This is a genomic window from Ruminococcus flavefaciens MA2007 (assembly GCF_000621845.1).
GTDB lineage: Bacteria > Bacillota > Clostridia > Oscillospirales > Ruminococcaceae > Ruminococcus > Ruminococcus flavefaciens_E.
Map to the genome: position 1 here is coordinate 1 of NZ_KK211354.1, position 15939 is coordinate 15939.

The following is a 15939-nucleotide window of genomic DNA, read 5'->3' on the forward strand; positions in this document are numbered from 1 at the left end:
CATACTTGGAGGTTATTTTTAAGCTTTTGCTAAAGCATTTTTATTCCCCCAGTAGAACTGGGGGTTTAGTTTCGCTAAAGCGCCAACAAAAAGGGCGCGATAAATTCTTATCGCGCCTGTTTTTTATCTGTGTTTTTCTGTTCCGAAGAATACTTTATCGAAAAACTCCTTGGTTTTCTCCTCACCGAGCTGTTTTTTGAACACGTTGGTAGAAACTCCGCCCTTTTCAACGAGATCGTCGGAATATTTCTGAGTGATCTCAAGCTTTACAGCCTTTTCCTCGTCGGAAAGCTCATTAAGCTCGTTAGCCTTTTCCATGTAGCAGCTTATAGCGTCGCAGAACATTTCCTCTATCTTTTCGTCGTCAGCACGCTTGCCTGCCTTGTGGAGCGCAACTGTCATCAGTTCGTCGTACCATACAGGATCGGTGGCTATGTCCTCAAAGCTGCTGTACTTGTTTTCAAATTCCTTTATTGCGCTTAAAACGTCATCGTATTCGGCGGAATCCTTTTCGGAGACAAGGTCGTAGAATTCCACGTAGGATTTGCGGTTTCCGAGGATATACATGAAATCCATTGACATAAGCGGCATATTCTTGTCATAAGGCGTGATAACGTAGGATACCATCTGCATAAAGCCCATATTTACGGTCATTACGGAGAGATTTCCGATATCCTTGACGTCATACTGTGAAACGTTGAACTTCATTAGCCCATACATCTTTATCTGCGAAAACTCGCCTGCGTCAACAGGTGTGACTTCGGCGTGTTCCGAGAGAGTTTTCATACCCGAATCGAGAGTTCTGTTCATTACTTCCATGTTTTTTGAAGCATTGAACGCGATAAAGCCAACGAGAGCTCCGATAAGCAGAACGATCACCAGCAGCACCTTTGGCAGTTTCTTTTTCTTCTTGACACTTTGTTCCTTCATTTGATTTCTCCTTTTTGTCTTGTGAAATGTCCATATATCAGGCTTTTATTATATCATTGAAATGACGGAATGTCAAGGAAAACCATTTGTTTATATGAAAAACTGACCTACAGCATTGTTTTTTCAAAAGAGTAATAAGAGCAATAATAGATTAGACAAAATGTCATCTGAATGGTATAATTAACAGGTAAAACAGCTTTATTTTAGTAAAGGAGAGAAAATATGCTGAAAAACATTCTTAAAAAGCTTTCCGCAGTTACGGCTATGGTATGCATGATGAGTTTCACGGCGGCTTGCAGCGACAGCAGCAAGCCCGAGGCTGACAGCTCCGCCGCACCGAGCGCCGAGCCGCAGGTGTTTACCGAGAATATCACGGGTACTGCCGACGGCTATGACTATGAGCTGTGGAAGGACGAGGGAGACACCACATTTACTGTTGACGCAAAGGGCGGTACATTCTCCTGCGAGTGGAGCAACATCAACAATGCTCTTTTCCGCCGCGGAAAGAAGTACGACTGCACACAGACCTACGACCAGCTTGGTAATATCTCCGTTGATTACGGCGTGGAATACGAGCCTGTAGGCAACTCCTATATGTGCGTTTACGGCTGGACAAGAGATCCTCTTATCGAGTTCTACATCGTTGAATCATGGGGCTCATGGAGACCGCCCGGAGCTCCCGTATCGCTGGGTACAGTGACAGTTGACGGCGGCACATACGATATCTACAAGACCACCAGATACGAACAGCCCTCTATCGACGGCACACAGACCTTCGACCAGTACTGGAGCGTAAGACAGTCCAAGCCACAGGGCGAGGGCAAGAAGATAGAAGGTACTATCTCAGTGTCCAAGCACTTCGATGCGTGGAAAAAGTGCGGTCTGGAGCTTGGTAAAATGTATGAAGTAGCTCTTACTATCGAGGGCTATCAGTCCAGCGGCAAGGCGACAGTCTACAAGAATGAACTCAATGCAGGCGGCACTTACGCCGAGGCTACAGACATAGAGGTAACTGTTGACAACGACGCTATAAAAAAGCTTGAGGGAGCTGTTGAAACAGGAACTCCCGAGGCAGTGGGCTTCTTCGATATCAGCTTCGAGGAGGGCGCACAGGGCTGGATACCCAGAGGCGGCTCGCTTGTCACTGTTGACAAGGAGAACGCTTCCGACGGTGCACAGAGCCTTTTCGTCAGTGGCAGAACGGACAACTGGAACGGCGCGGCGATAATGCTCAGCAGCGATACCTACAAGGCAGGGGAGGCATACAGCTTCAAGGCTAAGGTAATGCAGAAGAGCGGCAGCGACGTCACCATGAAGATGACCATGCAGTACAATCTTGACGGCGAGAAATACGACGAGGTAGCTCTTGCAACTGCTAAAAACGGCGAATGGCTGACTCTTGAAAATCCTGCATACACTATCCCCGAGGGTGCTGAAAAACTCCAGCTTTATCTGGAGTCCCCCGACAGCCTGACGGATTTCTACATTGACGAGGTGTCGGGCGCTGAAAAAAGTGCTTGACAAATCGTAAAATACCATGTATAATATGCTCATATCAACTGAAAGGAAGGTGAACTCAATGAAAAACACAATATTTACATCAAATCACAACAAGATAACACTAAGCATGGAGTTTGCCTGCACAGCCGTATAACAGCTTTCTGAGCATATATTAACGGTAGATATTCTGCGCTCCTGCGTTCTGCGGGAGCGCTTTTTTGTTGCAGGCTTTAGACGGATATTATCTGTCGGAAAGGGATAACATGAGCAAAAAAATCTTATTTATAGGCGGTTCACCGTGCAGCGGAAAGAGTACTGCTGCTGAGCTTATCTCAAAAGAATACGGCGCATATTACTTCAAGGTCGACGATCATCTTGGGGAGCTTATCGCAGCGGCGGCAGCGCAGGGAAAGGCTGCCTGTGCAGGTATCAGCGGCTTATCGGCAGACGGCAACTGGCTGAGAGAGCCCCATATCCAGTGCGAGGAGGAGTTCAGGATATACGGCGAGACAGCTCCCTTTGTCTTTGACAAAATAGATCAGATATCCGCAGAGCTTATCATTACTGAGGGAGCTGCATATACTCCGCAGGTCATGAAAGCATACGGAGCAGAAAACTATATCGCCATTATACCCTCGCCCGAGTTTCAGATATCACATTACAGGCAGAGGGAATGGGTAAAGTATGTGCTGGCGGAATGTTCCGACAAGGAGAAAGCCTTTGATAACTGGATGCAAAGGGATATACTCTTTGCGCAGCATGTCAAAGCCGAATGTGAAAAAACGGGTATACCCTGTATGGTAAACGACGGAACAAAAACGATAGAGGAGCTTTACCAATGGGTAAAAACGGCATTCGGACTGTAAAACGTACATGGAACGGCGTTCCAAAAGGAGAAAAATGGAAATAATAACACTTACAAGTACATACGAAAAATGGGATACAGTTGCGGCATTTGCCGAAAACTGCTCATGGAGAGCAGGAAAAGAGCTTGCAAGGCTCATGGGTGAAAACGAGTTCAGGGACTGGGAGCGTGTTTTCGCAGCCTTTGAGGGCGGTGAGCCTGTGGGCTTCTGCACACTTACGGAAAAGGACGGGCTGCACCCGAAATATCCTTATACTCCGCTGATAGGCTTTGTTTTTGTGGACGAAGCTCACAGAGGAAAGAGAATTTCGGAGAAAATGATAGGAAAAGCCCTTGAATACGCAAAAAGTATCGGATACGCCAAGGTATATATCATGAGCGGCGAAAGTGGACTGTACGAGAAGTATGGCTTCGTCTGTATGGGCGATTTTGAGTCAGTATACGGCGGCACCGAGCAGCTGTTCGTGATATCGGTATGAACGGAGGGATATTATGGATAAATTCGTGCCTTATGATAAAATGAGCAAAAAGGAGCAGAAGAAGATAGACTCCGCAAAGCGCGGCAGCTGGAATGGCGTCGATCCTGCCACAAAGGTGGTGGAAAGCGACAAAAAGCGCTATAAGCGCAAGCCAAAGCACAAGAATGAAGAGTGGGAATAATGAGAAAGGCTGTATAACAGTGAGTTATGCAGCCTTGATTATTATCTGAAGTTTTCTTTCATATTCTCTAAAGCAGTTATAACCTTGTCGCACCAAATATCAAACTCCTCGTCGTCGTTCTGGTATTCGGGGTGGGCGAGAATATGCTCCACAGTGCGGCGTATGCCCTCCCTTGCGGAGACCTCCGCCTTGAAATCGGGCACAAGGGACTTGACCTTGGAATTGTCGAACACTACGGAATTAGCCTTGTCGCCGATTAGACTTCCGAGAAAGTCGTAATCGCTCATATCCGCAAGAGTCTGTGACGAAACATAATACGGCTTCAGCTCAACGCCGAGAGCGTCTGCGATAGCCTTGTATATCTCGTTCCAGCTGACGCTTTCGTCGGAGGTTATGTGGAAAGTTTCGCCGATAGCCTTGGAATTGCCGATAAGTCCCACGTAAGCCTTTGCGAAGTCGCTGTTGTGGGTGATAGTCCAAAGGGAACTTCCGTCGCCGTGGATAATGACGGGCTTGCCCTCCTTTATACGCTTTACCACCTGCCAGCTTCCGCCTTTGCCGTGAACTCCTAAAGGTACGCTTCGCTCGTCGTAGGTATGACTGGGACGGACGATAGTCACAGGAAAGCCGTCCTCTTTATATCGCTCCATGAGGTATTCCTCGCAGGCTTTTTTGTTCCGTGAGTATTCCCAGTAGGGATTCTCAAGGGGAGTCTCCTCTGTGATAACATAGCCTTTAGGCGGCTTCTGATATGCAGAAGCGGAGCTGATATATATGAACTGCTTTGTCTTATCCTTGAATAATCGGTAGTCGCGCTCCAGCTGTGAGGGAACGAAGCCGATGAACTCGCCAACGCAGTCAAAGGACATACCTTCCAGCTTTTTTGCAGTATCCTCCTCGTCGGAGATATCCGCTATGATAGTTTTTACATTATCCGGCAGGTGTTCGTTCCTGTTTCCGCGGTTAAGCAGATAAAGCTCATGTCCCTGTTTGGCAAGAAGCCTTGTTATCGCCATGCTGATAGTGCCTGTGCCGCCTATGAACAGTATCTTCATAGTATTCACCTCAGAGGCTTGCCTTTGCGGCTATTTTGTATATTTCAGTGATATCATCTGCGGAAAGTGCCACAAAACCGCCTGTTCTGCGTCTGCCGATACCGAACTTCTCCACAAGAGCAGGGATATCCTCTTCCTTAGCGCCCAGCTCTGCGAAGTTTATAGGCATACCTATACTGTGGAGGAAGCTTCTGAAACGGCGTATGCCCTCAAGAGCGGTAGACTCGGGGTTCTCGAAATTCATCTGACAGCCGAAAACTCTTGTTGCCATCTGGCAGAAGCGCATAACGTTGTGCTTGTAAACGAACTCCATCCATGATGGCATGATAACTGCCAGTCCTGCACCGTGAGCGCAGTCGTAGAGCGCCGAAAGCTCATGCTCTATGCCGTGGCTGTTCCAGTCCTGAGAGCGTCCCACGCCTACTAAGCCATTGTGAGCCACCATTCCTGCCCACATGATATTGGCTCTTGCATCGTAATTGTCAGGATCTGCGATAACACGGGGAGTTTCCTTGACCATTGTTATGAGTACAGCCTCGCAGAGACGGTCTGTTATCTCGACCTCTGTAGTATTTGTGAAGTATCTTTCAAAAACGTGAGCCATGATATCGGTAGCTCCGCAGGCTGTCTGATATGCAGGCAGAGTCTGTGTGAGAGCAGGGTTCAGTATAGAGAATTTTGACCTGAGCACGTCTGAGCCTGCCCCTCTTTTCAGCATACCGTCCTCCTTTGTGATAACGGAGTCGCCCGAGCCCTCGCTGCCTGCGGCTGCGATAGTGAGAACAACGCCGATAGGCAGAGCCTTTTCGATGCTCTTGCCGCTGTAGAAGTCCCAGAAATCACCGTCGTAGGGGACGCCTGCGGCGATAGCCTTTGCGGAGTCGATAGACGAGCCGCCGCCTACAGCAAGTATGAAGTCCACGCCCTCGCTGCGGCATAGGTCAATGCCCTTGTATACCAGAGTATCTCTTGGATTCGGCTTAACGCCGCCCAGTTCAACGAAGCTTATGCCGTTTTTGTTCAGTGATTCTCTTACTCTGCCGAGAAGTCCCGACCTTTCGGCAGAACCGCCGCCGTAGTGGATAAGCACCTTGCTTCCGCCGTATTTCTTAACGTATTCACCGCATTCTGATTCTCTGTCCTTTCCGAAAACGAACTCGGTAGGACTGTAAAAGTTAAAGTTGTCCATTGTTTACCTCCCTGATAGATGATTAGTTAATAGAATTATTAAGAAACGATTTGATGTCGTTATAATTGTATCATAAATAGGAACCATATACAAGTATAAAATTGCTGAAATATATGTCCTTTTTATGAAAAAAGGCGTGACAGTGGAAAGCTGTCACGCCGTATCCTATCTTCTTTTTCCCGACTTTATGTAATACTGTTCTTTTTCAGCATACAGCATTTTGTCGGCTTTCTGATACAGCTCGTCTATGGAGCAGTTATCAGTTTTCATTGCGTAGCCTATGGAGCAGGAATACTCCGTCTTTGCCACATTTTCCCTCATGCGTGTTATAAGCTCATTTACCTCTTTTTCGGGAGTGCTCATGCAGATGATAACGTACTCGTCACCGCCGATACGGTATACGCGCTGTTCATGCTTAGCGGCTTTATGGAAGCAGTCCGCAAGAGTTTTCAGAGCCGTATCGCCTGCCACATGACCGTGGGTGTCGTTGACTTCTTTGAGACCGTCCATATCCATAGCCACAACTGCGGATATCTCGTTCATATACTTCTCGATATCCGAATAATAGCTCTGTCGGTTCAGCAGTTTTGTCAGGGGATCGCGCTTGGTGAACTGCTGTAGGAGAAATACATAGTACAGAAGCACATCAGTCGCAATGGTGATATTGAACCAGTGGCTGGAGTTCTCGACGAATAACGGCATTACCAGACACAGCACCGACGTTATGGAGAGGAATACCATAAGGTTGTAATCCTCTTTCTCGGCTCTTGTGCTTCTGAAAAGGCTGTATATGAGGTACAGCATATACAGAGCCGCAATGAAGTATGAAAGATATCCCAGAGTTCCGCGTCCGAAGTGGTTATCCTTTGATATGGTGAAAACTATACCCGTAGGGATAGATATGAAGCACAGCACGGCGTTTAGAAACGCAGGAAAAAGGAGATACCTCTTCTGCGTTGGATACATTATCATTATGGCGCTTACAAGTATAAATACGATAAGACTGTAATTTACAGCGCACAGTATCGGTCTTAATATGGAATATTCGGTTTGATTTCCAAGGTATGTTTCCACATAGCAAGTGACCGAATACAGGAAAATCAGAGCATTGGTAAAGGCTATTTTACAGATTATCCTGCGTTCCAGATGAACGTCCGAATGTATTGTTATGGCAATTCCGATGAGAATAATTATAAGTCCCCAGTGTTCTGATAAATAACCTGAAATAGTCATAGTGCTGACCACCTCTTTTCGGTGTGTGATTTGAGTTTTTTGCCGCAGAAGGCAACAATATGTAATAAAGTTAAATTACTTGTAAAAGAATCATATGCTTTATATAATTATATCACATTAATGCTTTGGTTTCAATAGCTTTTTTATTAAAAACAGATATAGCAGTAAGGCGAAGAGTTTGACTGTGCTTATTGCTATTTTCTGAAAACTGTGCTATAATCAATGTTAATGATATCATGCTGCGTACAAAAAAAGAAAGGAGAGACCAATGTCCGAGCAGAATACAAACGAGCTGAGAGAGTTCAGCCTGCTTGCTCCCCATAAGGACGGCAGCTATTCAAGACTCAGCAGCGATACGGAAAACGACCTGTCTGTGGACTTCCTCGTTGAGAGCATTTCCAGAAACTCCGGCGAGCGGAAGGTAATAAAGGATATACTGCTTGATATGCCCATTGATGAGAAGATAATCAGCTACCGCAGGGCAGTCTACACGGAGCTGCGAGAGTCTCCCGAGCTCTGCGAGAAGCTCTACGATATATTCGATGGTATGCGCTTTTTTACCAAGGACGGTCAGAAGCGCATAGAAAAGGGCTCTACTATCTGGGAACTGCTCTCAAAGCTGAAATATCTCGAAAACTACATAAGCTCCGTTATCGAGCTCAATAATGCCATAGAGGGGCGTGAGTTCGTATCGGAGGGCATGAAGCGTTTTGCTGCATATATAAAGGATATCTGCGGCAACAGCGGCTTCGGCGAGCTTTTAAAGGATATAGAAATAATCAGCGATGACATTCGTTACGTCAGGAGCATAACTATCGGCGTAAATCTTGATGAGAACTTCTATCCTATGGAGACAGGCATAATCGCTCTTAACAAATTCTGGTTCGAGGAGCAGAGTATGCTGAAGCGCTTTTTGAAGTATCACAGGAAAGACCAGCTCAATGACGAGGACCTTATGGCTTTTTCAATGGAAATACCCGATGACAATATGGCTGAAAGTCTCAATAAATATGAGAGGAAATACCGCGGCGTCGCAAGGCAGCCCTCCGCCAATCCTCTTATGAACAATCTCAATAGCATCATAGAGCGTATGCTGCCCTCGACTACCGCAAAGCTAAGGCGTGTTCTTCACAAGTATGTTGATGTGAGCGGATACGTCCTTGCAGACCTTGCGGACGAGCTGCTGTTCTATCTCCGCTTTATCGAGCTTGAAAAGCAGCTTACAGCCTCGGGAGTGCCCTGCTGTATTGGCGAGTCCTCCGACGGCGACACGGTGTTCAGGGATTTCTACAATGTAAAGCTGGCTATATGTCATGGAAAGGGCACTGTTGAAGAGGAGATAGTCTGCAACGACCTTGAATTTACCCGTGAGAAGACGGTGAATATACTTACAGGTCCAAACCGCGGCGGAAAGACCATATTCACTCAGGGCGTTGGACTGGCGTTCCTGCTGTATCAGAGCGGAGTTTTCGTGCCTGCTTCTTCTGCGCGGGTTCGGCTGTGCGACGGCATATACACTCATTTCCCCGTTGAGGAGGAGCGCACTGTGTCTCTTGGACGTCTCGGCGAGGAGGCGGAGCGCTTCAACGAGATATGCAAAAAGGCAACAGGCAGCAGCCTGCTGCTGTTCAACGAGTCCTTTGCCACTACCAGTCATACCGAGTCGGTGTATATCGCCGAGGACGTTCTGCGGTATCTTTGCTGCATAGGAGCGAGGACATTCTTCAATACTCATATGCATGAGCTTGCTGAGGATACGGATAAATTCAACAAGGCTGAGGGCGCGATGTGCAAGGCGGTCAGCGTAGTCATGGAAAACGAGGGCGGCAAGCGTTCCTACAAGATAAGCTATAAGGCTCCCGACGGAAAGAGCTACGCCCATGAGATAGCCTATAAATACGGCATTACCTTTGAACAGCTCATGGAACAGAGATGAAAAAAAGGAATACAGAAGCTTTGCTTCTGTATTCCTTTTTTAGTTTAGAGTTTAGAGTGGAGAGTTGAGAGTTTATGTGTTCGCTTCGCTCATGATTTCAAAATAATGCCGCTACAGGAAGCGTTATAACTCTTAACTCAAAATTCTCAACTCTAAACTTGCGCTAATGCGCAGCTTATTCTCTTATCTTGTCCATAAACAGGTCGTATGCGCTTTTGCCCTCGTCCTTTGAGTCAAGGTCAACGTCCTTGGCACTGCTTTTCCAGTCGGAGCTGTCAGGCAGCAGGTAATATGCCTGATTGTGATTTTTCCACTCATACGCCATATCCTCGGCAGTCCGCCAGCCTGCCATATCTGCGCTGTGAACGGGGTTCACTGCGATAAGTGCCTGACATATGATGACAAGGTCGGCTTCGTCATCAATAAGGTACGAATCTGTGATATGCCAGTTATCAGGCTCATAGAGCGCCGAGAAGCTCCTGCCGTCATAGGTGAACTCATAATTCTGTCCATTTCCGTCCACATCGCGGAGAGCTATATCCTCGGGAGCTTTCAGCAGAGACTTCGAGACGGTAGTGGGCTCTGTGACCGCTTCTGTTGTGGTAGCTGCTGTGGTTTCGGCAGTTGTTGTAACAACAGTTGTCACAATTGTTGTTGCCTCGGCAGGTATGACCTCGGAGCTGTTATTGTCCGAGCAGCCCGAAACTACAGCCGCAAGAAGCGCTGCCGTTAATAATATGCCTGTTTTCATTTGCTGTTCTTAAAGCAGGCAGAGCAGTCACCGCAGCAGCCTCCGCAGCCCTTGCCCTGCTTCTTGTTTCGTATGCACACAGCCACAGCAGCGATAAAAGCGGCTGCTATAGCTGCAATAAGGATAATATCGATAGTATTCATCAAACCACTCCTAACGCCATGCAGATAAGTCTGACTATCAGTGCGGCAGCCCATGCCACAACGCACTGCCATACGACTACTGTTACTGCCCATTTCTTGCCAAGCTCTCTCTTGACTGCTGCAATTGCCGCCACACAGGGAGTATACAGCAGTGAGAATACCAGCAGGGAAGCTGCCGACAGTGACGACATTGAAGCTGATACGCCGCTGCTGTAGAGTATCTCAAGAGTTGACACAACGCTTTCCTTAGCCATGAAGCCGCTTACCAGCGAAACGATAATGCGCCAGTCGCCAAGACCTACAGGCTTCATAACAGGGGCAAACAGGCTTGCTATCTTAGCGAGTATGCTGTTCTCGGCGTCGCTGACGATGTTCAGCTTCAGGTCGAAGTTTTGCAGGAACCATACACAGATAGTTGCGATAAGTATCACCGTAAAGGCTCTCTGTAGGAAGTCCTTAGCCTTTTCCCACAGGAGCTGAGCCACGTTTCTTGCTCCGGGGAGACGGTAATTGGGGAGCTCCATAACAAAGGGGACTGCCTCGCCTCTGAACAGGAACGTCTTGTAGAAATAGGCTGCAAGTATGCCGATGATTATACCGAGGAGGTACAGTCCAACCATGATGAGACCGCCTTTTTTCGGGAAGAATGCGTTTACGAAGAATGCATATATAGGCAGCTTTGCAGTACAGCTCATAAAGGGTGTGAGCAGTATGGTCATCTTTCTGTCTCTCTCGCTGGGGAGAGTTCTTGTAGCCATTACCGCAGGAACAGAACAGCCGAAGCCTATGAGCATAGGCACTATGCTTCGTCCCGAAAGACCTATCTTACGCAGGAGCTTGTCCATGAAGAACGCCACTCTTGCGATGTAGCCGCTGTCCTCCAGCATTGACAGGAAGAAGAACAGGGTAACGATTATGGGCAGGAAGCTGAGAACGCTTCCCACACCTGCGAATATGCCGTCTATGATAAGGCTGTGGATAGTGTCGTTTACGTGGGCGTGTATCAGAGCTTTGTCCGTTATCTCGGTGAGCTTGTCTATGCCCGTTTCCATGAGCCCCTGCATCCATGCGCCGATGACGTTGAAGGTCAGCCAGAAAACCAGAGCCATGATACCAACAAAAGCAGGTATGGCCGTGTATTTTCCCGTGAGAACACTGTCTATCCTGCGGCTGCGGATATGTTCCTTACTTTCCGTAGGCTTTGTGACGGCTTCTTCGACAAGCTTCTGTATGAACGAGAACCTCATATCGGCAATAGCTGCGCTTCTGTCCAGTCCGCGCTCCTTTTCGAGCTGCATAACGATGTGGTCTATCATTTCCTCCTCGTTCTTGTCCAGAGCAAGCTGAGAAATGATAAGGCTGTCGTTTTCGATGACCTTGCAGGCAGCAAAGCGTATAGGCAGTCCTGCGGTCTCAACGTGGTCCTCGATAAGGTGACATATGCCGTGGATACAGCGGTGAACTGCGCCGCCGTTTTTGCTCTTGCCGCAGAAGTCTGTCTCCAATGGGCGCTCCTGATACTTTGCAACATGAACGGCGTGTTCCACAAGCTCCTCGATACCTTCGTTTTTAGCGGCTGATATAGGAACAACAGGCACACCGAGGAGGTGCTCCATGCGGTTTACGTCGATACCGCCGCCGTTTGAGGAGAGCTCGTCCATCATGTTAAGTGCAACGACCATAGGGATATTCATTTCTATGAGCTGCATGGTGAGGTAGAGGTTTCGCTCGATATTTGTAACATCAACGATATTGATTATGGCGTGGGGCTTTTCTTCGAGGACGAAATTTCTCGAAACTATCTCCTCGCTGGTGTAGGGCGACATGGAGTAGATACCAGGCAGGTCGGTTATTACGGTGTCAGGGTGCTCCTTTATGGCGCCGTCCTTTCTGTCCACGGTAACTCCGGGGAAGTTTCCGACGTGCTGTTTTGAGCCTGTGAGCCTGTTGAACAGGGTGGTCTTTCCGCAGTTCTGATTGCCTACCAGAGCGAATTTCAGCTTCGTGTCCTCTGGCAGGGGATCACCGTCGCCCTTGGCATGGAACTTTCCGCCCTCACCCAGTCCGGGGTGGGCTATCTTTTTCTTTTCGCTTTTCTTGGAGCTGATATCGTTTTTGTTGTCCACGGGAGTTACCTCTATCTGCTCTGCGTCGGCAAGGCGCAGGGTAAGCTCATAGCCGTGGAGCCTCAGCTCCACAGGATCGCCCATAGGAGCGTATTTCACAAGGGTTATCTCTGTTTCGGGGATAATACCCATATCCAGAAAGTGCTGACGGAGAGCGCCGTCGCCTCCCAGCTTTACGACCTTGACGGTCTGACCTATCTTAGCATCTTTTAATGTTGACATTATCTCACCTTTATCCGTGATGTTAGTTTATCCAAATCAATTCTATCATATCCTTGAATGGACTGTCAATAATAATGCCGAGAAAAAGCTAAGTTCTGCATTTTGAACAAAAAAAGCTCCGTATAGGCGGAGCTTTTAAAGGTTATTTTTTGATGTTTGTCTCGCACTTGCTCTTGGGGTACTTTGTCTCCATAGCCTTGTTGAGGTCGTCGAGAGTCTCAAAGCCCTCGAAGAGAACGTTGCCTTTAACGAATGCGTCGCCTGAAACTCCGAAGAAGTTTATGTATTCGGGCTTCTGAACGTTGCTTGCAGGGTACTCCTTATCCTTGTTTGTGTCAGGAGTGAGAACGTTTACGAACGATGTGAAGTAGTAATATGTGTAGCTGTCCTTGTCAGACTTCTTGTCGTCCTTTTTATCGTCAGCCTTGGCTGTAGTTGTAGTAGTTTCTGACTTTTTGTCGTCCTTTGCGGTAGTAGTTGTTGTCTTTTCGTCCTCAGCCTTGGTTGCTTCCTCAGCCTTAGCTGTAGTTGTTTCAGCCTCGGTCTTAGCCTCAGTTGCTGCCTCTGTAGGAGCCTCGGTTGTCTTTTCCTCTTCCTTGTCGTCCTTGAAGCCCTCGGGCTTGTTTGTAGTTACCTTATATACGAAGCACAGAGCATTCTTGCCCCAGTAAGCGGTTTCGTCCTTTGGAGTGTATAAATTAACGCCGATAAGCTCGATGTCCTTGAGCTTTTTCTTCTCCCATGAATCAGCAAGCTTGTCGAATTCCTTGCGAGCGTACTTATCCATTCTGTCGTAAGAAGCCTTTTCTACCTCGTCTATCTTCTTGACATAGGACTGAACGCCCTCTACCTTGAATTCCTTTTCAAATAAAGTCGGCAGATAGCCCTGTCTGAAGCAGTCCTCCTTGATGTATTCCTCGTCGCTCTTGCTGCTGCCGAAAGTAACAGTTACCTTGTCTCCGTTGCTGAGACCTGATGAAGGAGTTACCTTGAAGTAATCATAGCTTACAGGCAGGTTGCTGTCTACCTTTACCTTAGCGTATGCGTCGGGACCAACGCCTGTATATTCAAGGGTTATGTAGTCGAATGGGTTGAATTCCTTTGCTTCTTCGAGGTCAGTGACCTTTATTTCCTTGTCGGTGACCTTGAGCTTTATCTTGTACTTCTTTTCAAGCTTCTCGACCTTGTCATCGTCCCACTCAAAGATGATAGTATCGCCGTTTGAGAGCTGAGATGTCTTGTCCAGCTCACCGCCGAGGTACTTTTTGAGCTTTGAAACAGCTCTGTCGATATCGTGGTCGTCGTCCTCGTCCTTGATGCCGAATGCCTTGAGATTGTCCATGACCATCTGCTTATAGTCAACAGTTGCGTTTGCTCTTGCGACTGTGTCGAGACCGTCGTACTTGACTTCGAGATAGTCGTTAGGATCGATAGCGGCTCTTCCGCAGCTTACAAGAACAGCAGCAAGGGGAAGAACAGTCAGTGCTTTCAGAAAATTAGTCTTCATTTCTCATACCTCCATAACACGGATAGAACATCCGAAATTCCAAATATCATTATATCAAATTATAATATGTTCGTCAATCGTCAATATATATTAATTTTTCGACATTATCCCATGATTTATTGAGAAGCTGTTTTGACTGCTGAGCTGACAGTTCTGACCGTAAATGTAAAAATTCTGTTAATATAAGAGCCTGTATAGCTGATAAATGTGCCGATATAGCTGATTTGCCCGAAAAATTTGCCGATTTTTCAGAGAATACTCAAGAGTGTATAATGAATAAATTATATTGACAGAAGCTTGATAAATATGTTATAATATAACAGAAGATTTGGCAAAGGGGGATATTGTTTTGGATTTTGAAGCATTATTGAAGGACTATAAGGCTAAGAGCTGTATCATTTCTGTTGAAAAGCTATCGGATTCGACCTATGGCAATATCCGTATAGTTGCAGGAAACAAGGCGCACTGCGACGAAGTAAGGCTTATAACACATCACGACTTTGTGCCTGATACTCCCTATGAGATGTGTTTCCCGAAGGATATGAACTTTGAGGATTTCTGCTACAGGTGCGCTGTCAAGGGCGAGCCTCTGCACACTTATGTAAGTCTTTATCAGATGGGTTTGTGGCTGAATATGTTTCTTCTGCCGCTCAGCTCCGACAAGGAGAACGTGGGCTACTGCATATACACATACGAAGCTGCTCCTCTTGTAAACGCAGACAAAATGTCAGATGTTTCGGCTGAAAACGCCGCAAACGTGCTGAAGACCTGTATAAAGCTCAGAAGCTCAGCGAATATAAAGGATACCTTTAAGGACGTCATCAAGGATATCGGCGAGATATGCGGCTCTGACCACTGCTGTATCCTGCTGACCGACAGCGAAAAGCGCAGCTGCTCGGTACTCTGCGAAAACATAAGAGAGGGCAGCGGAATGCTTCCTATGGAGCACTACCTTGACAACAGCTTTTATGGCATAACCGAAACATGGCAGAAAACTCTCAGCGGAAGCACCTGCATAATCGTAAAGGACGAGCGTGACATGGAATGGCTCAAAGGCGTGAATCCTGTCTGGCATGATTCCCTCAAAGGAGCAGGCGCAAAAAGCGTCGTGCTGTTCCCATTAAGTCACGGCGGCGAGCTGCTGGGCTATATGTGGGCGATAAACTTCAAGGTCGAGGACACTGTAAAAATAAAGGAAACTCTTGAGCTTACCACATTTTTCGTAGCGGCTGAGATATCCAACTTCCAGCTTGTAAATAAGCTTGAAGTTCTCAGCTCCATAGATATGCTTACGGGCATAAAGAACCGCAATACCATGAATAACCGTATTGACCGAATAGTCGCAGGCAAGGAGACGCTGAAAGCTCCTTTTGCCGTGGTATTTGCCGACCTTAACGGTCTGAAGCGCGTAAACGACGAACAGGGACACAGCGAGGGAGACAATCTCCTGAGAGCGGCAGCAGCCATGTTAAAGGGAGTTTTCTTCGACAGCGAGGTCTACCGCGCAGGCGGCGACGAGTTCATGGTGATAGTATCGGGTACCGCCGAGGAGGAGGTAAACAGCCGTATCGAAAAGCTCCGTCAGCAGTCGGCGTCGGTCAAAGATCTGCACTTTGCCATAGGCGTCAGCTTCGGCAGTACAGGCGAGGATATACTGAAAGCCATGAGGCTTGCCGACGAGGGAATGTACAGCAATAAGAAGCAGTATTATGATACGAATCCCGAGCTAAAATACAGATAAAATGTTACATCAGCCGAAAGCAGAGCAGTCTGCTTTCGGCTTTTTGCATGATATGAGATACTTAGCCTAAGGACTGCCGCC

General features: G+C 47.3%; 14 protein-coding genes. 6 read left to right on the top strand and 8 right to left on the bottom strand.

Annotated features, from left to right (window positions below; all coding sequences use genetic code 11):
• Positions 1 to 123: 123 nt before the first annotated feature.
• On the bottom strand, positions 124 to 930 hold the full coding sequence (locus T497_RS0111640) for a hypothetical protein (RefSeq protein ID WP_028515759.1): 807 nt from the start codon (positions 928 to 930) through the stop codon (positions 124 to 126).
• A gap of 222 nt (positions 931 to 1152) precedes the next feature.
• On the opposite strand from T497_RS0111640, the gene T497_RS17660 reads away from it, so the two are divergent.
• From T497_RS17660 to T497_RS18575, 4 genes are all read left to right on the top strand, one after another.
• Complete coding sequence (locus tag T497_RS17660) at positions 1153 to 2451, top strand: glycoside hydrolase family 11 protein (protein ID WP_051530645.1); 1299 nt, start codon at positions 1153 to 1155, stop codon at positions 2449 to 2451.
• Between the two features lie 242 nt (positions 2452 to 2693).
• Complete coding sequence (locus tag T497_RS0111650) at positions 2694 to 3296, top strand: hypothetical protein (RefSeq protein WP_028515760.1); 603 nt, start codon at positions 2694 to 2696, stop codon at positions 3294 to 3296.
• Between the two features lie 34 nt (positions 3297 to 3330).
• Positions 3331 to 3774: a GNAT family N-acetyltransferase gene (locus T497_RS0111655; RefSeq protein ID WP_028515761.1), complete on the top strand. Its 444-nt coding sequence runs from the start codon at positions 3331 to 3333 to the stop codon at positions 3772 to 3774.
• 13 nt (positions 3775 to 3787) lie between these two features.
• Positions 3788 to 3955 (top strand): hypothetical protein, encoded by a 168-nt coding sequence (locus T497_RS18575; protein WP_196243043.1) that lies wholly within the window; start codon positions 3788 to 3790, stop codon positions 3953 to 3955.
• 41 nt (positions 3956 to 3996) lie between these two features.
• On the opposite strand, the gene T497_RS0111665 is transcribed toward T497_RS18575, so the two are convergent.
• From T497_RS0111665 to T497_RS0111675, 3 genes are all read right to left on the bottom strand, one after another.
• On the bottom strand, positions 3997 to 5010 hold the full coding sequence (locus T497_RS0111665; protein WP_028515762.1) for an SDR family oxidoreductase: 1014 nt from the start codon (positions 5008 to 5010) through the stop codon (positions 3997 to 3999).
• Between the two features lie 10 nt (positions 5011 to 5020).
• Positions 5021 to 6199 (bottom strand): iron-containing alcohol dehydrogenase, encoded by a 1179-nt coding sequence (locus T497_RS0111670; protein ID WP_028515763.1) that lies wholly within the window; start codon positions 6197 to 6199, stop codon positions 5021 to 5023.
• 165 nt (positions 6200 to 6364) lie between these two features.
• Positions 6365 to 7432 carry a GGDEF domain-containing protein gene (locus T497_RS0111675; RefSeq protein ID WP_028515764.1) on the bottom strand — a complete coding sequence of 356 codons (1068 nt, stop codon included), beginning with the start codon at positions 7430 to 7432 and terminating at the stop codon, positions 6365 to 6367.
• Positions 7433 to 7700: 268 nt separating this feature from the next.
• Between T497_RS0111675 and T497_RS17665 the strand changes: the two genes are divergently transcribed.
• The gene (locus tag T497_RS17665; RefSeq protein ID WP_051530646.1) at positions 7701 to 9368 is read left to right on the top strand and encodes a MutS-related protein; all 1668 of its coding nucleotides are present in this window, start codon (positions 7701 to 7703) and stop codon (positions 9366 to 9368) included.
• 175 nt (positions 9369 to 9543) lie between these two features.
• On the opposite strand, the gene T497_RS0111685 is transcribed toward T497_RS17665, so the two are convergent.
• From T497_RS0111685 to T497_RS0111700, 4 genes are all read right to left on the bottom strand, one after another.
• Complete coding sequence (locus tag T497_RS0111685) at positions 9544 to 10119, bottom strand: hypothetical protein (RefSeq protein ID WP_028515765.1); 576 nt, start codon at positions 10117 to 10119, stop codon at positions 9544 to 9546.
• Entirely contained in the window at positions 10116 to 10262 is a 147-nt protein-coding gene (locus tag T497_RS18355) for a FeoB-associated Cys-rich membrane protein (RefSeq protein WP_143186548.1), read from the bottom strand. Before T497_RS18355 ends, T497_RS0111685 begins: the two co-directional genes overlap by 4 nt.
• Complete coding sequence (gene feoB, locus T497_RS0111695) at positions 10262 to 12610, bottom strand: ferrous iron transport protein B (protein ID WP_028515766.1); 2349 nt, start codon at positions 12608 to 12610, stop codon at positions 10262 to 10264. The genes T497_RS18355 and feoB overlap by 1 nt, the downstream gene beginning before the upstream one ends.
• Before the next feature lie 142 nt (positions 12611 to 12752).
• Complete coding sequence (locus T497_RS0111700; protein ID WP_028515767.1) at positions 12753 to 14117, bottom strand: hypothetical protein; 1365 nt, start codon at positions 14115 to 14117, stop codon at positions 12753 to 12755.
• A 349-nt stretch (positions 14118 to 14466) separates the two neighbouring features.
• Here T497_RS0111700 and T497_RS0111705 point away from each other — a divergent pair, with 349 nt between their 5' ends.
• Positions 14467 to 15858, top strand: a complete 1392-nt coding sequence (locus T497_RS0111705) for a sensor domain-containing diguanylate cyclase (RefSeq protein ID WP_028515768.1) — start codon at positions 14467 to 14469, stop codon at positions 15856 to 15858.
• Positions 15859 to 15939 lie beyond the last annotated feature (81 nt).